The following is a 17,837-nucleotide window of genomic DNA, read 5'->3' as shown; positions in this document are numbered from 1 at the left end:
TACGGGCACACCGAGCCTAAGCGAGGTGCCGAGTGGTGGGGCAAGAGCGTTTGGGTTACTTCTGCGCTTTTCAAAAGTGACCCACTGTAAAAGCGGAACCCTAAGTGGCCGTTACCGCAGGAATGGATATGTACTCGGTATAACTGTGTCGGCTGTCAGGCCGCCTTCGCGAGCAAGCCCGCTCCCACAGGGGATGGTATTTCAAATCAGGAAATGGTGCTGCGCTCAGGAAGCTTTTGGCGCTGCACTACCCAGTAATCCACCAGCTCGCGCAACTGTGATAGCTCCACCGGCTTGGCCATATGCCCGTCCATGCCGGCCTGGCGTGCGCGTTCTTTATGTTCCGAAAGAATATGCGCCGTGAGCGCTACCACCGGCGTGCGTACGCGTTGGTGGCTGACTTCCCACGCGCGCAGCTGCTGCGTGGCAGAGAATCCATCGAGGACTGGCATTTCACAATCCATCAACACCAGGTCATAGCGCTGGGCCTTCATCGCTTGCAGGGCTTCTTCGCCGTTGCTGGCGGTGTCCGGGTTGAGGTTGAGTTTGCCGAGCATGCCGCGAATCACTTTGGTGGAGATGCTGTTGTCTTCGGCTACCAGGATGCGGAAATCGCTCGGCACGGTCACCGCCACCGGCGCGCTGGGGGCGGGGCGTGGAATGGCTGCGCCTTTGCTGCGTTGAGCCAGTTCGTCGGCCAGGGTCGTCTTGAGCGTATAACCGGCCACGGGTTTGGCGAGGATGCGCTTGATCCCGCAGTTGCGCGCGATGATCTTGCTCGGCGCATTGCTGATACCGGTGAGCATGATCAGCAGGATGTCGTGGTTCAGGCTCGGGTCTTCCTTGATCTTCGCCGCCAGTTGCATGCCGGTCATGCCCGGCATGTTCTGGTCCAGCAGCACCACGTCGAAGTAATCGCGCAGGTGTGCCTTGGTGCGCAGCAGCGCCAGGGCCTCCTTGCCGGACGGCACGGCGCTGACATTCAGGCCCCAGGCCGAACATTGCTGCACCAGTACTTTGCGGCAGGTGTCGTTGTCGTCCACCACCAGCACGCGGGCGTCCTTGAGCGGGCCGTCGAGATCCGACGTCGGGTGCTCCAGGCGCTCCGGGTCCAGCGGCAGGGTCAGCCACAAGGTACTGCCCTGATGGCTGCCACTCTTGATACCGAATTCGCCGTTCATCAGCAGGATCAACTGGCGGGCAATGACCAGGCCCAGGTGACCGCTCAGGCGTGTCGCCGAGAGGAAGTTCTTGCTGTGCAGTTCGCTGTGCAGCAGCGCGTCGCGTTCGGCGGCTTCCATCGGCACGCCGCTGTCCTGCACGGCAATGCGCAAACGGGGCTTGGTGCTGCGCTCGTCGAGGGCCACGACGATCAGCACTTCGCCTTCATCGGTCTTGTGCAGGGCGTTCTCCAGCAGGCTCAACAACGCCTGGCGCAGGCGCGTCGGGTCGCCGCTGATCACGCGTGGCACCTGGGGCTGGATAAAGCTGATCAGCTCGACATTCTGCTGCTCGGCCTTGGCGCGAAAGATACTCAGGCAGTCGTCGATCAACGCGTTGAGGTCGAACTGCACATCATCGAGTTCGATCTGCCCGGACTCCAGCTTGGAAATGTCGAGAATCTCGTTGATCAGGGTGAGCAGCTCGTTACCGGCGCTGTGGATGGTCTGCACGTAGTCGCGCTGCTTCACCGACAGCGGCGTACCCAATAGCAGTTCGGTCATGCCCAGCACGCCGTTCATGGGCGTGCGGATTTCATGGCTGATCTTCGCCAGGAACTCGGCCTTGGCGGCGATTTCGGCGTTGCTGGCGGCCAGGTCGCGGCTCAGGCTGAAGCGCGTTTCGACAATCGCGCGCTGGCGTTCGCCCAGGGCCAGGCTCATCAACAGGCCGCTGAGGCAGATGAAACCCAGCAGGGTGACGATCAGGCCCTGCGGCGCCACCAGGGTGAGGCCGAGCAGGGCGGGAAGAATGATCAGTGTGCCAATGTTGAACACCACCATCGCCGCCACGAACAGACGCGCCGGGCGGTAGCCTTTTTGCCAGTGGTAGGCCGAGACAAACAACATGCTCAGGCCGGCCAGCGCCACCAGGGCATAGGTGATGATGTTCAGTGGCAGGGTATTGACGAACAACAACAGCAGACCGCACAGCACGATCAGCAGGATATCGGCCATCAACACCTTGTTCAGCGGGTGCGGGCCCAGGGGCATGAAGAAGCGGTAGGCGAACATCAACCCGCAAGGTGCGGTCAGCAACAGGGCGAGGTAGGCGCCAGGGGTCTGGATCGCGTGCCAGTTCGGCAGCCATGGCCCCACCAGGTTGAGCAGCAGCGCCAGGCTGAGCATCAACAGCAATTCGCAGGCGGCCAGCCACAGGCTGCTGCGCGAGCGGTGGTAGGCGAAGCGCGTGAGGTTGTGCAGGATCAGCATCAGCAGCACGCCGAACAGCAGGCCGTAGATCAGCGTCTGGTTCTGGTTGGCGGCGGCCAGTACTGCAGGTTCCAGGGTGATGTAGGGGCGCAGTTCGTGTTCCGAGACCAGGCGCAGGTACACCTCCAGAGGCCGTGGGCTCTGGGGCATCGGCAGCATGAAATCGCTGCTGGGCAGCGGGCGTTCAACCTGGGGTTGGCGCGTGCCGGTGGTTTGTTGCTCCACCAGGGTATCGCCGTCCAGTACATACAGGCTCAGGCTGGAAAGATCCGGGGCAAAGACCCGCAGCACTTGTTCGTGCTTGCCGGGCTGCAGCCTGAACCGCACCCACAACGCACCGTCCGGCTGCGCGGCAGTGATCCGGTCCAGTTCGATGGGGCTGAATTGATTGGTGTAGCGGGCGGAACGGATGTCGCTCAGTTGCAGGTCGGCCTGTTCATCAAGCAATACCGCCCAACCACTGCCTTGTGCGGCGGCCTGGGCCGGGAGCAGGCAGAGCAGGGTCAGCAAGCTGACTGTGAAACCTATGGCGATCCTGAGCCAGCGCACGGCGAAATCCCTTCGTAGGTTGATGCACGGGTTAACTATGCGCGGGGCGACATGTGTACGGCAAGGGCCAAAGGCCCTTACCTAACCGAACGGATAGCTACTGCAAGTGTAGCTCTCAGCTGTTCTCGCCGCGTTCACGGGCAATGGCACGGTAGCCGATGTCGGTGCGGTAGAAACAACCTTTCCAGTCGATTTTCGCAGCCAGCTTGTACGCCTGCTGTTGTGCTGCATCGACACTGGCACCCATTGCGGTGGCGCACAACACACGGCCACCTGCGGTTACAACTTTGCCGTCCTTGAGCGCGGTGCCTGCGTGGAACACCTTGCCTTCCAGCGCAGCGGCGGCATCCAGACCTTCAATCACATCGCCCTTGGCGTAATCGGCAGGGTAACCACCGGCCGCCAGCACGATGCCGACGCTCGGGCGTGGGTCCCACTGTGCTTCGACCTTATCCAGCGCTTGGGCCAGCGCCGCTTCCACCAGCAGCACCAGGCTAGATTGCAGGCGCAGCATCACCGGTTGTGTTTCCGGATCGCCGAAACGGCAGTTGAACTCGATGACTTTCGGGTTACCGGCTTTGTCGATCATCAGGCCGGCGTAGAGGAAACCGGTGTAGACGTTGCCCTCGTCGGCCATGCCGCGCACGGTCGGCCAGATCACCAGGTCCATGACGCGCTGATGCACATCGCTGGTGACCACTGGCGCCGGGGAGTAAGCACCCATGCCGCCAGTGTTCGGGCCGCTGTCGCCATTGCCGACGCGCTTGTGGTCCTGGCTGGTGGCCATGGGCAGTACGTTCTTGCCGTCGACCATTACGATGAAACTGGCTTCTTCGCCGTCGAGGAATTCCTCGATCACCACGCGCGAACCTGCATCACCAAAGGCATTGCCGGCGAGCATGTCGCGCACGGCGTCTTCGGCTTCCTGCAGGGTCATGGCGACGATCACGCCTTTACCGGCAGCCAGGCCATCGGCCTTGATCACGATCGGTGCGCCTTTTTCGCGCAGGTAGGCGAGGGCCGGCTCGATCTCGGTGAAGTTCTGGTAGTCGGCGGTGGGGATCTTGTGGCGTGCCAGGAAATCCTTGGTGAAGGCTTTCGAGCCTTCCAACTGGGCGGCGCCAGCGGTCGGGCCGAAGCAATCCAGGCCACGGCTGCGGAACAGATCGACGACGCCGGCAACCAGTGGCACTTCCGGGCCGACGATGGTCAGGGAAACATTCTTCTCGGCAAAATCTGCCAGTTGCTCAAGGGCCAGTACGTCGATGGCGACGTTTTCGCACTTGGCCTCAATGGCGGTACCGGCGTTGCCGGGGGCGACGAAGACTTTCTGGACACGTGGGTCCTGGGCAACTTTCCAGGCCAGGGCGTGTTCACGGCCACCGCTGCCAATGATCAAAACATTCATTTCAAAAACCTCGGATGAAGCAAATTCTGTGAGGCGCCGCAAGTGCGCTTTATGTGGGAGGGGGCTTGCTCCCGATTGCGGTGTATCAGTCAAATAATCAACCTGCTGAAATACCGCTATCGGGAGCAAGCCCCCTCCCACATTTCGATCGAGTGGGATCAGTGGCGGAAGTGGCGCATACCGGTGAAGACCATGGCGATGCCGGCTTCATCAGCAGCGGCAATCACTTCTGCATCACGCATCGAGCCGCCCGGTTGGATCACGGCAGTAACACCGGCTTTCGCGGCGTTATCCAGGCCATCACGGAACGGGAAGAATGCATCGGAAGCCATTACCGAACCCACCACCTGCAAACCGGCGTGTTCTGCCTTGATCGCGGCGATACGCGCCGAGTTCACACGGCTCATCTGGCCGGCGCCGACACCGATGGTCTGGCGGTTCTTGGCGTAGACGATGGCGTTGGATTTAACGTACTTGGCGACTTTCCAGGCAAAGATCAAATCGTTGATCTCTTGCTCGGTCGGGGCGCGTTTGGTCACCACTTTCAAGTCTTGGCTGCCGATCATGCCGATGTCGCGGCTCTGTACCAGCAAGCCGCCATTGACGCGCTTGTAGTCCCAGGCAGCGGCGCGGTCGGCCGACCACTCGCCGCAGGCCAGCAGGCGCACGTTGGCTTTGGCGGCGACAATGGCGCGGGCTTCTTCGCTGACGCTTGGCGCGATGATCACCTCGACGAACTGGCGCTCGACGATCGCCTTGGCGGTCTCGGCATCCAGCTCGCGGTTGAAGGCAATGATGCCGCCGAACGCAGATTCGGTATCGGTGGCGTAGGCCAGTTCGTACGCCTGGCGGATACCGCCTTCAGCGTCCGGGCTCACGGCCACGCCGCACGGGTTGGCGTGCTTGACGATCACGCAGGCCGGTTTGACGAAGCTCTTCACGCATTCCAGCGCGGCGTCGGTATCGGCCACGTTGTTGTAGGAAAGTTCTTTGCCTTGCAGCTGGGTCGCGGTGGCAATGCCCACTTCGGCAGGCTTGGCTTCCACGTAGAACGCCGCGCTCTGGTGCGGGTTCTCGCCGTAGCGCATTTCCTGGGCCTTGATGAACTGGCTGTTGAAGGTGCGCGGGAACTGGCTGCGACCTTCTGTGCTCAAGGTGTCAGCCGCTTGGTTCACGGTGCCCATGTAGTTGGCGATCATGCCGTCATAGGCTGCGGTGTGTTCGAACGCCTTGAGCATCAGGTCGAAACGCTGGGCGTAGGTCAGGCCACCGGCTTTCAGGTTTGCCAGCACGTTGGCGTAGTCGCTGGCGTTGACCACGATGGCCACGTCTTTGTGGTTCTTGGCCGCCGAGCGCACCATGGTCGGGCCGCCGATATCGATGTTCTCGATGGCGGTGGGAAGGTCGCAGCCTGGCTTGTTGATGGTGGCTTCGAATGGGTAGAGGTTAACGGCCACCAGGTCGATCAGCTTGATGCCGTGCTCGGTCATGATGGCGTCGTCGATGCCGCGACGGCCGAGGATGCCGCCATGGATTTTCGGGTGCAGGGTCTTGACGCGACCGTCCATCATTTCTGCGAAACCGGTGTAGTCCGCGACTTCTACTGCGGCCACGCCGTTGTCCTGCAGCAGTTTGAAGGTCCCGCCCGTGGAGAGGATTTCCACACCCAGGGCTTCCAGCTCCCGGGCAAATTCGAGGATCCCGGTCTTGTCGGAAACACTGATCAAGGCGCGGCGGATCGGCAGGCGGGTAGTCTGGTCGGTCATTTCAATTTCCATCAAAAGCAAAGGAGTCAGCAAAAAAGGCGACCGGTTTTACGCGGGCGCCTTTCTGGTTTGATTGAATGCTTACAGCAAATCGTACTGCTTGAGCTTTTTGCGCAAGGTGCCACGGTTGAGGCCCAGCAGCTCACTGGCTTTGGTCTGGTTGCCCTTGACGTAGTTCATCACGCTTTCGAGCAAGGGCGCCTCGACTTCGGAGAGCACCAGGTTGTACACGTCCGTGACGGAAGCACCCTCAAGGTGGGCGAAATAATTGTGCAGCGCTTTCTCGACACTCCCGCGAAGGGTCTGGCCTTCTTCGCTGGGCGTGTTGAGGTGCTGTTTCAAATTGACGTTGTCGCTCACGGGTGTTGTTCCACTCACTAAAGTCTCGGTCATCATCGTCATGCGGCCACCCCTTTTCCATCCCCTGTTCCCAGGCTCTTGTCACGTTCGGCGAAGAACTCACGAACGGTGGCGACCTGTGCCTGCGTTTCATCCAAACGATTGAACTGAGCGCGAAATTCCTTGGCGCCCGGCAAGGTGGCGAGATACCAGCCGACATGCTTGCGAGCAATGCGTACGCCCATCACATCCCCATAGAAGGCGTGCAGGGCGGCCAGATGCTCCAGCAGAATACGTTCCACTTCGACCAACTCCGGCGCCGGCAAGACTTCACCAGTGCGCAGGAAATGCTCGATCTCGCGAAAAATCCACGGTCGCCCCTGGGCGGCCCGGCCAATCAACAATCCGTCGGCACCGGTTGCGTGCAGCACACGCCGGGCTTTCTCGGCGCAGTCGATGTCGCCATTGGCAAATACCGGCATCGACACGGCCTGCTTGATCGCGGCAATGGTGTCGTACTCGGCTTCACCGGTATAAAGGTCGGCGCGGGTACGGCCATGCACCGCCAGCGCTGTAATCCCGGCCTGTTCAGCGATCTTTGCCACTGTGAGGCCATTTTTGTTGTCCCGGTCCCAACCGGTACGAATCTTCAGGGTCACCGGCACATCGACTGCGCCAACGACGGCCTGCAGGATCTCGGCGACCAACTGCTCATCTTTCAACAGGGCGGAACCGGCGGCCTTGTTGCAGACCTTCTTGGCCGGGCAGCCCATGTTGATATCAATGATCTGTGCACCCAGCTCCACATTGGCCCGGGCCGCATCCGCCAGCATCTGCGCATCACCCCCGGCGATCTGTACCGAGCGTGGCTCGGGATCACCTTCGTGGATCATGCGCATCCGCGATTTGCGGGTGTTCCACAAACTCATGTCGCTGGTAACCATTTCAGAGACTACTAGACCCGCGCCTAAACGCTTGCACAGCTGACGAAAGGGCTGATCGGTGACACCCGCCATCGGGGCGAGGATCAAGCCGTTCTGCAATGTATATGGGCCGATGCGTACCGCCGACATAGGACTTCCCTGTTGTGGGGCCGGATCATTAGAGTTCGAAAAAGGGTTGGCATGATACCCGCTCTCGATGACGGGTTAAAGGCTGAATTGGATAAAATCTGAACAGTTATTTTTTTATCGCCGCCGGTTTGGTTGACGTCGGTCAAGTCAATAATCCGCCGTCAACCCTCTGCGGGCGTGGCGTTTCACTCGGGCGAGTGGAAGCTCAGGCTGTAGTTCACGGCTTTGTTGCCGGGATCAAGGATGTCCAGGGAAATGTGGATCGGTGTCTGCGAAGGCATTTCGCTGACGCCGGCCAACTCGCCGCTCAGATACTCGGCGGGTTTGAAGCGACGGCTGGCGATCAGGCTGCCGTTCAAATCTGCAAAACGCAGTTCCAGCAGCGGGAACGGCTGGGAAAAGGTTGCGCGGTTATAGAGGATCGCATCCACCACCAGCGCACCGGCGAACTCCGGGTGGCTGCGTACCACCAGGTTGCTGCTCTTGATATGGGCGATATCGACCCGCGATGGCACGGTGCAACCCAATTTCGGGCACAGCTGCTGGAACCACGGACGGTAGGCGTCCTGACGGGCCAGTTCGTCGAATTGGTAGGCGATGTACTGGCCTGCCAGGCCGGCGGCGGCGATCAGCACCAGCAGGATCCAGATCAGGCGGCGGCCCCAGCCCGACGGACGTTTCTGCGCATAGAGGTGCAGCGGGTCGTCTTCAAGGTCCTGGAGCACGGCGTCGTGCACGCTGGCCTCGGTGCGTGGGCGTTTACGCCGTGATTGCGGGCGTTCATCGGCTTCTTCTGCCGCTGGGGTCAGGGGCGTGAAGGGCGGGTCGGGCTCGTCGTCATGCAGGGGCGAGAGCAGGGTTGGCTCGTCGTCGATGGTTTCGCTGTGCAGCGACATGGACGGTTCGGTGCGCTGCCGGGTATTGCTTGGTTCAGGCTCGTCTTCGTCGCTGTCTGCGCGCTCTTGCGCGGGCTCGCTGAACAGGCTGGCGGCCCATTGTTCTTCCTCGGCCTTGACCGTGTCGCGGCTGGCGCTGAGGGTGTCTTCCTTGTGCCGACGATCGGTGCCGGGTTGCCGACGCTCCGCGCCCTGGGGTTGAGTGTGCTGAATCTCGCGGCGCTCGAGCTTGGCCAGTTCTTCGTCCAGGTCCAGGTTGTCCAGGTCCAGCTCCTGGGCTGTCCACTGTTTCTGGCTGATGGCTCGCGGGGGGGCAGGCGTTGGCTCAACCACAGTGGCCAGTTCAGGTTCGGCTGCCGACACTTGGGCGCGCTGCTCCAGCAACTGGCGAGCGGCGTTGAACACTTGCAGGCACGAGCCGCAGCGCACCACGCCACGGGCCACGCTCAACTGAGCGTGGTTGACACGGAAGCGGGCTTGGCAATGCGGGCACTGGGTGACGAAACTGTCGGTCATGCGGCCATCCGATTCAGACAAGCGCTCATTCTAGCGCCGACGACCGCTGATGCGTACCCAGCCATCACGGTTGGCGATCGGGTCCAGCTCGAAATCCCTGGCGTAGGCCGCAGCCACTTCTTCACCTTGCTCGGCGAGGATACCCGACAGCGCCAGGCGCCCACCCGGCTTGACCAGGCTCGACAGTTGCGGTGCCAGCGACACCAGCGGCCCGGCGAGGATATTGGCGACCAGTACATCGGCCTGTACCTGGGGCAGATCTTCAGGCAGATAGAGTGGGAATTTGCCTTCAGCGATGTTATTACGCCCGGCGTTATCGCGGGAGGCTTCCAGGGCCTGCACGTCGATATCGGTGCCCACGGCCTCCTTGGCGCCCAGCAGCAGCGCGGCAATCGCCAGGATTCCGGAGCCGCAGCCGAAGTCCAGTACGTTGCTGTCGGTCAGGTCCTGGCCGTCCAGCCATTCCAGGCACAGGGCGGTGGTGGGGTGGGTGCCGGTGCCGAACGCCAGGCCCGGGTCCAGCAGCAGGTTGACGGCGTCTGGCTCGGGAGCAGCGTGCCAGCTTGGCACGATCCACAGGCGCTGGCCGAAGCGCATGGGCTGGAAGTTATCCATCCAGCTGCGTTCCCAGTCCTGGTCTTCGATGACTTCGCTGTGATGCTCGGGCAGCGGGCCGCCGGTGAGCAGTTCCATATGGGCCAGTACGGCGGCGGCATCGGTGCCGTCTTCGAACAGGGCCAGCAGGTGGGTGTGGGACCACAGCGGCGTGGTGTTGAGTTCCGGCTCGAAGATCGGCTGGTCTTCGGCGTCCATGAAGGTCACCGACACAGCGCCCACTTCGAGGAAAGCGTCTTCGTAGGTTTCGGCTTGTTCTGGGCTGATGGCGAGACGGACTTGCAGCCAAGGCATGGCGGGCACCTTTGAAAAAATGAATGTGCAGCGAGTAGGCCGCGAAAGCGCGCAAGTTTACGCGAGCGGGCAGCATAAGACGACATTACTGAATGAATGCGGACCAAATGTGGGAGGGGGCTTGCCCCCGATAGCGGTGGATCAGTTACAGATACTGAGGCTGACACACTGCAATCGGGGGCAAGCCCCCTCCCACATTTGTACTGTGTATGGCCTGAAAGCTGGGGGGCAGAAACAACAAAGCCGCCCGAAGGCGGCTTTGTTGGGTGGAGCACTTACTGGTTGGCCAGCTTGTGTTCCAGGTAGTGAATGTTCACACCACCCTCGCAGAAGCCCTCATCGCGAACCAGGTCCCGATGCAGCGGGATGTTGGTCTTGATGCCGTCGACCACGATTTCGTCCAGGGCGTTGCGCATACGGGCCATGGCCTCGTCGCGGGTCGCGCCCCAGGTTATCAGCTTGCCGATCAGCGAGTCGTAGTTGGACGGAACCTTGTAGCCGCTGTACAGGTGCGAATCCACACGTACGCCGTTGCCGCCGGGCGCGTGGAAATGCTTGACCAGGCCAGGGCTTGGGATAAAGGTTTTCGGGTCTTCGGCGTTGATGCGGCACTCCAGGGAGTGGCCGTGCATCTTCACGTCGTCCTGGGTGAAGGACAGCACGTTACCCGCGGCGATGCTCAGCATCTCCTTGACGATGTCGATACCGGTGACCATCTCCGAAACCGGATGCTCTACCTGCACACGAGTGTTCATCTCGATGAAGTAGAAGCGACCGTTCTCGTAGAGGAACTCGAAGGTACCGGCGCCACGGTAGTTGATGTCGATGCACGCCTTGACGCAGCGTGCCAGGACTTCCTGGCGGGCTTTTTCGTCGAGGCCCGGTGCCGGGGCTTCTTCCAACACTTTCTGGTGACGACGTTGCAGCGAGCAATCGCGGTCGCCCAGGTGGATGGCGTGGCCCTGGCCGTCGGACAGCACCTGGACTTCCACGTGACGTGGGTTGGTCAGGTACTTCTCCAGGTAGACCATCGGGTTGCCGAACCAGGCGCCCGCTTCGGAGCGGGTCTGCTTGGCGGCTTCGATCAGGTCTTCTTCCTTGTGCACCACGCGCATACCGCGACCACCACCGCCACCGGCGGCCTTGATGATCACCGGGTAACCGACTTCGCGACCAATGCGCAGAGCGGTTTCCTCGTCTTCAGGCAGTGGGCCGTCGGAGCCTGGAACGGTCGGCACGCCCGCTGCAATCATGGCGTCCTTGGCCGAGACCTTGTCGCCCATCAGGCGAATGGTTTCGGCTTTGGGGCCGATGAAGGCAAACCCGGATTTTTCCACCTGTTCGGCGAAGTCGGCGTTTTCCGCGAGGAAGCCGTAGCCCGGGTGGATGCCATCAGCGCCGGTCACTTCTGCGGCAGCGATGATGTTCGAGACTTTCAGGTACGAGTTCGTGGCCAGTGGCGGGCCGATGCAGATGCTTTCGTCCGCCAGTTTCACGTGCATCAATTCGGTATCGGCCGTCGAGTAAACAGCGACGGTCTTGATGCCCTCTTCCTTACAGGCGCGCAGGATACGCAGCGCGATCTCGCCGCGGTTGGCGATCAGGACTTTTTGCAGTTTCTTCGCAGGTTTCAACATCGAAGGCGCTCCGCGGTTCAAACGATGGTGAACAGCGGCTGGTCGTACTCAACCGGCTGACCGTTTTCTACCAGGATGGATTCAATGACGCCGGCTTTTTCAGCGGTGATGTGGTTCATCATCTTCATCGCTTCAACGATGCAGATGGTGTCGCCCACTTTCACGGTCTTGCCTACTTCAACGAAGGCTGGCGAGGTCGGTGCCGGGGTGCGGTAGAAAGTACCGACCATTGGCGACTTGACCACGAAGCCGTTCAACGCTGGTGCGGCTGGGGCAGCAGGGGCTGCGGCAGCGGCTGGAGCGGCGGCAGGGGCGGCAGCGGCAGGAGCCGGTGCTTGCATCTGCGGTGCGTAGAACTGTTGGGCCGGGGTCTTGCTGTGACGGCTGATCCGTACGGACTCTTCGCCTTCCTTGATTTCCAGCTCGTCGATACCGGATTCTTCCAGCAGTTCGATCAGTTTCTTAACTTTACGGATATCCATGAATCATCAACTCCCAAGGGTCGGTCAGGGGCGTTTAGCCTGTTCTTCAACGTGTTCCAGGGCGGCCTCCAGGGCCAGTCGGTAACCGCTGGCGCCAAGGCCGCAGATCACTCCTACCGCTACATCGGAGAAGTAAGAGTGATGGCGGAAAGCTTCGCGTTTGTGCACGTTCGATAAATGCACTTCGATGAATGGGATGCTCACCGCCAGCAGCGCGTCACGTAATGCAACGCTTGTATGCGTAAAAGCGGCGGGATTGATCAGGATAAAGTCCACGCCTTCGTTACGCGCGGCGTGGATGCGATCAATCAATTCATACTCGGCATTGCTTTGCAGGTAGAGCAGATGGTGGCCGGCTTCACGGGCCCGTCTTTCCAGGTCGAGGTTGATCTGGTCGAGGGTCACTGCCCCGTAGACGCCCGGTTCGCGGGTGCCAAGCAGGTTCAGGTTGGGTCCATGAAGAACCAGTAAGGTCGCCATCGGCTGTTCCTTGTTATTGGTAGGGGTGCGGCAGAACCCGGCGACTATGCCGCAAAGCCTTTGTGACTGTCCAGTTCTATGCAGTAGCCAGCACGATTAGCGAGGATTGCGCGAAATTTGTGACTGTGGCCCGGAATCCGGTCATGCCGAACACGGTCTTGAATCCACTGAAGATCAAATGTGGGAGGGGGCTTGCTCCCGATAGCGGTGGATCAGCTACAGGTATTGAGACTGACACACTGTAATCGGGAGCAAGCCCCCTCCCACATTTGATCTCCATAGGGCGGGAGAGCGGGTCAGACGCGGAAGGCTTGTACGGCAGTGTTGAGTTGCCCTCCGAGCACCAACAGGTGCTCACCCTGGCTACGCCCCTGGCCGATACGCAGCAGGTTGTCCTCACCCAGCTGGTGAATCCGCTCACTGTTATCGCGAATCTCACTCACGGCCCCACTCTGCTGCGCAGTCACATCGGCAATGCGTACCGCCGTCTCGGAAATCGTCTGGATCGCGCCGACGATTTCATCCAGCGCACCATCTGCTGCCTGGGCTTGCTGGGCGGTGGCTTCGGCGTGTTCAACCTGGGCGCGCATGCCTTGTACCGATTGATGGGCGGCGGTTTGCAGGCCGGCGATCAGGCCCTGGATTTCGGCAGTAGCGCCAGCGGTGCGCTGGGCCAGGGAACGGACTTCGTCGGCCACCACCGCGAAGCCGCGTCCGGCTTCACCGGCGCGAGCCGCCTCGATAGCGGCATTGAGCGCCAGCAAGTTGGTCTGCTCGGCAATCGAGCGAATCACGGTCAGCACGCCGCCGATGGTGGCGGATTCTTCCGCGAGTTTCTCGATCATCTGCGCATTTTGCTGCACTTCGCCCACCAAGGCGTGCAACCCGGTCAGGCTCAGGCCGATTACGCGCTGGCCTTGCTCCACAGCAAAGCCTGCACTGCGACTGGCGCCGGCAGCCTGGCTGGCATCCCCGGCCACTTGCTGGATGGTGGCTTCCAGTTCACCCAGGGAGTCACGGATTTGCGCGGTGTCGCCGGCCTGACGCTCGGCGCCGTCGTGCAGGCCGCTGCTCAGTTCGGCGAGGGCGCGGCTGCTGCCGGCCACTGCTTCGGCATTCCCGCGAATAGTGCCTACCAGGCCCACCAGATAGGCGCGCAGGAGGTTCAGGGAGGCTTCGATAGCGTGCAGTTCATGGTTGGTCTTGCCCAGGGCTATCGGCTGGCTGAAATTACCTTCGGCCCAGGTCGACAAGGCCGGTGCCAGATTGGTCAGCACCCGTGCCAGGCGCCGTTGAAGCGTGTCGATCAGCAGTGCGATCAACAGGATCAGGCCGATCATCACGCCTTGCAGCACACGCACCTCGCCCTGGATTCTGGCGTGCTGTGCACGCACTACCGGCTCCAGGCCGGCGATGGCCTGTTGCACGTTGGCGATCTTCAGGTGGGTGGCAGCGGCGAGGTCGGCGCGCTGCTGGATCTGCTCGCGGGTGCGCTGGAGTTCGGCGGGGTAGCGGGTCAACAGGCTGTTGAGCTCGCGCTTGAGGTCGACGCCGGTGTCCTGGGCTGCGGTTTTTTCGGTGTTTTCCAGGCCCATCAACGCGGAGAAATCGTCAACGTTGGATTCGGCGCTGGCCTTTACCCCAAGCAATGGTAACTGCGCCAACAGGTCGGCCTGGGTGCGCATGGTGGCAATCTCGCGCTCCACCTCGTCGGCCAGCTCGGCGCGGCCGCTGCTCACCAGCTTGTCGCGGGCCAGGGACAATTTGCCCAGATGCTGCGAGGCGGTCAGCAGGGGAGGCAGGTAGCGTGCTGCGTCTGTGGAGTTGACGCCGCTGGCGTACTGGCTCAGTTGCTCCAGGTTTGCGCCCAGTTCGCGCTCGGCCTGAACCAACAGTGCTTGCGGGTCGCCGGCCAGCTTGCCTGCCGCCAGCAGGTCGGTCTTACTGAAGGTTTCCAGGTCCGCAAGGCTGGGGTGCAGGGTTTGCGCTAACTCGGCCGGCAATTGCGCGAGTTGCTGCAACAGGCTCTCCAGGCTTTGACTGGCGCTGCTCAGGCGCAGGGCATCGCCGCTGGCCAGGTAGTCGTCGATATTGCGCGCTGCCTGGTTTTGAAAGCCCTGGGACAGGCCCAGGTAGCGCTCCATCAATAAATAAGGCCGCTCCAGCGCCCGTTGCGACCACCACAGCGTCGCCCCGAGGGCCAGGCATACGGCCACCAGCAGAAGGGTATTGAGATTGGTCAGCAGCTTGAGGCGCATGCGGGGTTTCAACCGACGGCAAAAGATAAGTGCCTGAAGTTATTGCGCTTGCGTTACAGAGTTATGACCGATTCGGTGGATTCCGGTGAAAAGATGGCACTTTGCTTTGATGCGCGCGCGGCTTGCACGCGGTTGCGTCCGGCGTCCTTGGCAAGATATAGCGCTTCGTCAGCCTGGGCAGCCATCGTCAGGCTGTCGCAACCGTCACACAGCTCCACCAGGCCGGCGCTGAAGGTGCACCACAAATCCTGCGGTTGGGCGGGGTAGTGGATTTCTGCAAAGCGCCGCCGAATGTCGTCCAGTACCTTGCAGGCCGATTCCACGTCGGTGTCGGGCATCACAATGGCGAATTCTTCACCGCCATAACGGCCGATGTAGTCGGTCTTGCGCAGGCGCTGCTTGAGAAACAGCGCCAGGCTCTTGATCACCCGGTCGCCCATGGGGTGGCCGTGGCTGTCATTGACACGTTTGAAGTGGTCGATATCCAGCATCGCAAAGCTCAATGGCTTGTTCTCGCGGCGGGCGCGAAAGCTGCAGTCTTCGAGCAATTGCAGGATATGCGTATGGTTGTACAGCCCGGTCAGGCTGTCGCGCACCATCCGCGCCTTCAAGTTGCGCGCACGCGCTGCGCGGTTGCGCACGGTGGTGATCAGGTGGCGCGGCTTGATCGGTTTGGTCAGGAAGTCATCGCCGCCTTCGCTCATCGCGTCCAGCTGTTTGTCCAGGTCGTCTTCGGCCGACAGGTAGATGATCGGCACGCTGACGTAACGGTCGTTGTGGCGAATCACCTTGGCCAGTTCGGTGCCGGTACAGGCGGGCATATACATGTCGAGGATGATCAGGTCGGGCTGGAAATCCGCCAGTTCGGCCATGGCCTGGATCGGTTCGATCAAGGTGCGCGTGACAATCCCGGCGCTGTTGAGCAGGCGCTCGGTGTGCAGCGCCTGGGCCCGCGAGTCGTCAATGATCAGCACTTTGTACGGCTCGTACTGGGCAACGCAAGTCAGCACTTCGATCTTTTCCAGCAGGCTCGAAGCCTCCAGGGTGCCGGTCAGGAACTCCTCACCTCCGGCGCGCACGGCGGCCAGGCGCGTCGGCGTGTCGGTTTCGTGCAGGCTGAAAAACAACAGCGGCAGCTTTTGCTCCAGGCCCTCCTGGGCTTGCGCGGCGAGGGTGAGGCCCAGGCCGGGGCCGCAAAAGTCCACGTCCATGACGATGGCTGACGGCAGGCGCTCAGCCATGGCCGTGTGAAAAGCCGAGACGCTGTCCAGGGATTGGGCACTCAGGCCAAAGAATTCCAGCTGCTTGGCCAGGCGCTCGGCGCGGTCGTGGTCGGCCAGCATCACGTAGATCGGTTTGCGCATCGGTGGCAGCAGGGTTTGCTCAAGCTGGTCACCCTGACGCAGGCCGGTGCGCGACAGGCGCTGCATCAAGCGGTTGAGTTCGGTGATCAGTTGGCTGCTCAAACGGCCACGGTTTTCGTCCACCGCCTGGAGAGTTTGGCCAATATGCTGGGCCAGTTGGCGGTGTTCGGGCTGTTCAAAACGCTCGGCGAAGCGCTGCAGGCGCAGGTTGGCTTCGCTGAGTTCGGAAAAGTCGGCGTTCGACCATTCGCCGCGTTGCAGGCGCTGCCAGATCTCAAGAATTTGACGTGCCTGATGAATTACCCGCTGGGCAAAATGCTGCTTGAGACGCTCGCGGCTAGGGTCTTCTGACTCGGTCATATCCTGACTACTGTGAGGGTGCATGCTGAGGTCGACTGATGGCTCTATGCTAGCACCTCTTTTCTGTTGCATGAGTGTCATACGTCAATTAAGTCTGCGTGCCGGATATTCAGTTATTGACCCGCGGGTCGCGCAGCGTAAAAAGCGTGCATCCTTTATAGTCCAAACTTGCTTGTGCGCCACTTTCGCGTAAAAGCCCCGCAACGATGGGCACGATGGGGTAGGGTTGTGGTCGGAGTGTCTGAACGCACCCGGACAATTGACGTGCATGAACTCAAGTGATTGAAAGGATATCGCCATGCTGGACTGGAAAAACCGTGAAGGCAGTGCCAAAGGCCCCGCCCCTGAGCCCAAGTCGGCCAACCGCAGCTATTTTCGCAACTTGCTGATGAGCCGGGCTTTGCTCAGCATTATCGGCCTGTACCTGCTGGTCACCGGTGGCCTGGGTTGGTACTGGAGCCAGGAGCCGGCGCTGTTTCCGGTCCAGCAGAACGCCCAGCTTGCCGCCGAGAAGGAAGGCAAGCAGATGGTCGTGGGTTACACCACGGTCGAAACTCTCAAGACCGTGGTCGGCACCTTGCTGAACAAGCCTGGTGGCTACATCTCCAACGACCGTTTCCCGCCGGGCTTGTGGATGGACAACATGCCGAGCTGGGAATATGGCGTGCTGGTGCAGGTGCGTGACCTGACCCGTGCACTGCGCAAAGACTTCGCTCGCTCCCAGTCTCAGTCGGCTGAAGACGCGGACCTGGCCAAGGCCGAACCGCGGTTCAACTTCGATAACAAGAGCTGGGTGCTGCCTTCGAGCGAGTCGGAATACCAGGAAGGCATCAACTCCCTGAGCCGCTACGAAGCGCGCCTGTCTGACCCGAACCAGCGCGGCGCACTGTTTTACGCGCGTGCCGACAACCTGAACAACTGGCTGGGCGATGTGGCGACCCGTCTGGGCTCGCTGTCCCAGCGCCTGTCGGCCAGCGTCGGCCGCGTCAAACTGAACACCGCGCTTAAAACCGAGGCGCTGGCGCCGGGCGAAGTGCCGCAAGTCGATGAAGAAGTGGTGGAAACCCCATGGATGCAGATCGATAACGTGTTCTACGAAGCCCGTGGCCAGGCATGGGCCTTGTCCCATCTGCTGCGCGCCATCGAAGTCGACTTTGCCGACGTGCTGGCCAAGAAAAACGCCACCGTCAGCGTGCGCCAGATCATTCGTGAGCTGGAGGCCTCGCAGGAGCCGGTGTGGAGTCCTATGATTCTTAACGGCAGTGGCTTCGGGGTACTGGCGAACCATTCGTTGGTGATGGCCAACTATATTTCCCGGGCAAACGCTGCAGTGATCGACTTGCGTCAGCTCCTCAACCAGGGTTGATG

Annotated in this window: 13 protein-coding genes; 1 reads left to right on the top strand and 12 read right to left on the bottom strand. The window is 61.2% G+C overall.

The features are described from left to right. Positions 1–206: 206 nt before the first annotated feature. The 12 genes from E4O98_RS13855 to E4O98_RS13800 all read right to left on the bottom strand — a co-directional run bounded on the left by E4O98_RS13855 (position 207) and on the right by E4O98_RS13800 (position 16,469). Entirely contained in the window at positions 207–2,981 is a 2,775-nt protein-coding gene (locus tag E4O98_RS13855; RefSeq protein ID WP_032878117.1) for a hybrid sensor histidine kinase/response regulator, read from the bottom strand. A gap of 115 nt (positions 2,982–3,096) precedes the next feature. Then, positions 3,097–4,389, bottom strand: coding sequence for a phosphoribosylamine--glycine ligase (purD, locus tag E4O98_RS13850; protein WP_032878115.1), 1,293 nt, complete (start codon positions 4,387–4,389; stop codon positions 3,097–3,099). 158 nt (positions 4,390–4,547) lie between these two features. Beyond that, positions 4,548–6,155 carry a bifunctional phosphoribosylaminoimidazolecarboxamide formyltransferase/IMP cyclohydrolase gene (purH, locus tag E4O98_RS13845; protein WP_248135523.1) on the bottom strand — a complete coding sequence of 536 codons (1,608 nt, stop codon included), beginning with the start codon at positions 6,153–6,155 and terminating at the stop codon, positions 4,548–4,550. Positions 6,156–6,236: 81 nt separating this feature from the next. Next, positions 6,237–6,557: a DNA-binding transcriptional regulator Fis gene (gene fis, locus E4O98_RS13840; protein ID WP_002555375.1), complete on the bottom strand. Its 321-nt coding sequence runs from the start codon at positions 6,555–6,557 to the stop codon at positions 6,237–6,239. Next, a complete protein-coding gene (gene dusB / locus E4O98_RS13835; protein ID WP_032878112.1) occupies positions 6,554–7,567 on the bottom strand; it encodes a tRNA dihydrouridine synthase DusB in 1,014 nt (337 codons plus the stop codon). The genes fis and dusB overlap by 4 nt, the downstream gene beginning before the upstream one ends. A gap of 185 nt (positions 7,568–7,752) precedes the next feature. Further along, positions 7,753–8,979, bottom strand: a complete 1,227-nt coding sequence (locus E4O98_RS13830) for a DUF3426 domain-containing protein (RefSeq protein WP_248135521.1) — start codon at positions 8,977–8,979, stop codon at positions 7,753–7,755. A 30-nt stretch (positions 8,980–9,009) separates the two neighbouring features. Beyond that, the gene (prmA, locus tag E4O98_RS13825; RefSeq protein ID WP_032878110.1) at positions 9,010–9,888 is read right to left on the bottom strand and encodes a 50S ribosomal protein L11 methyltransferase; all 879 of its coding nucleotides are present in this window, start codon (positions 9,886–9,888) and stop codon (positions 9,010–9,012) included. Between the two features lie 275 nt (positions 9,889–10,163). Further along, complete coding sequence (gene accC, locus E4O98_RS13820; protein WP_003188188.1) at positions 10,164–11,525, bottom strand: acetyl-CoA carboxylase biotin carboxylase subunit; 1,362 nt, start codon at positions 11,523–11,525, stop codon at positions 10,164–10,166. 17 nt (positions 11,526–11,542) lie between these two features. After that, complete coding sequence (accB, locus tag E4O98_RS13815) at positions 11,543–12,007, bottom strand: acetyl-CoA carboxylase biotin carboxyl carrier protein (RefSeq protein WP_003188191.1); 465 nt, start codon at positions 12,005–12,007, stop codon at positions 11,543–11,545. Positions 12,008–12,031: 24 nt separating this feature from the next. After that, a complete protein-coding gene (gene aroQ, locus E4O98_RS13810) occupies positions 12,032–12,487 on the bottom strand; it encodes a type II 3-dehydroquinate dehydratase (RefSeq protein WP_032878109.1) in 456 nt (151 codons plus the stop codon). A gap of 296 nt (positions 12,488–12,783) precedes the next feature. After that, positions 12,784–14,745: a methyl-accepting chemotaxis protein gene (locus tag E4O98_RS13805; protein ID WP_248135519.1), complete on the bottom strand. Its 1,962-nt coding sequence runs from the start codon at positions 14,743–14,745 to the stop codon at positions 12,784–12,786. A gap of 53 nt (positions 14,746–14,798) precedes the next feature. Beyond that, positions 14,799–16,469, bottom strand: coding sequence for a PleD family two-component system response regulator (locus tag E4O98_RS13800; RefSeq protein WP_078820186.1), 1,671 nt, complete (start codon positions 16,467–16,469; stop codon positions 14,799–14,801). Between the two features lie 298 nt (positions 16,470–16,767). On the opposite strand from E4O98_RS13800, the gene E4O98_RS13795 reads away from it, so the two are divergent. Beyond that, positions 16,768–17,835, top strand: coding sequence for a DUF2333 family protein (locus tag E4O98_RS13795; protein WP_003188197.1), 1,068 nt, complete (start codon positions 16,768–16,770; stop codon positions 17,833–17,835). The last annotated feature ends 2 nt before the right edge of the window (positions 17,836–17,837 follow it).

The organism is Pseudomonas sp. W2Jun17 (assembly GCF_023127795.1).
In the GTDB taxonomy this organism is placed as follows: Bacteria; Pseudomonadota; Gammaproteobacteria; order Pseudomonadales; family Pseudomonadaceae; genus Aquipseudomonas; species Aquipseudomonas synxantha_A.
Note: the sequence above shows the minus strand (reverse complement) of the source record. Positions and strands in the feature narration are given on the sequence as shown.

Excerpts from the sequence above, each read along its gene's own strand:
- purD (WP_032878115.1), bottom strand. The coding sequence starts at position 4,389 with ATGAATGTTTTGATCATTGGCAGCGGTGGCCGTGAACACGCCCTGGCC.
- purH (WP_248135523.1), bottom strand. The coding sequence starts at position 6,155 with ATGACCGACCAGACTACCCGCCTGCCGATCCGCCGCGCCTTGATCAGT.
- fis (WP_002555375.1), bottom strand. The coding sequence starts at position 6,557 with ATGACGATGATGACCGAGACTTTAGTGAGTGGAACAACACCCGTGAGC.
- dusB (WP_032878112.1), bottom strand. The coding sequence starts at position 7,567 with ATGTCGGCGGTACGCATCGGCCCATATACATTGCAGAACGGCTTGATC.
- E4O98_RS13830 (WP_248135521.1), bottom strand. The coding sequence starts at position 8,979 with ATGACCGACAGTTTCGTCACCCAGTGCCCGCATTGCCAAGCCCGCTTC.
- prmA (WP_032878110.1), bottom strand. The coding sequence starts at position 9,888 with ATGCCTTGGCTGCAAGTCCGTCTCGCCATCAGCCCAGAACAAGCCGAA.
- accC (WP_003188188.1), bottom strand. The coding sequence starts at position 11,525 with ATGTTGAAACCTGCGAAGAAACTGCAAAAAGTCCTGATCGCCAACCGC.
- accB (WP_003188191.1), bottom strand. The coding sequence starts at position 12,007 with ATGGATATCCGTAAAGTTAAGAAACTGATCGAACTGCTGGAAGAATCC.
- aroQ (WP_032878109.1), bottom strand. The coding sequence starts at position 12,487 with ATGGCGACCTTACTGGTTCTTCATGGACCCAACCTGAACCTGCTTGGC.
- E4O98_RS13805 (WP_248135519.1), bottom strand. The coding sequence starts at position 14,745 with ATGCGCCTCAAGCTGCTGACCAATCTCAATACCCTTCTGCTGGTGGCC.
- E4O98_RS13800 (WP_078820186.1), bottom strand. The coding sequence starts at position 16,469 with ATGACCGAGTCAGAAGACCCTAGCCGCGAGCGTCTCAAGCAGCATTTT.
- E4O98_RS13795 (WP_003188197.1), top strand. The coding sequence starts at position 16,768 with ATGCTGGACTGGAAAAACCGTGAAGGCAGTGCCAAAGGCCCCGCCCCT.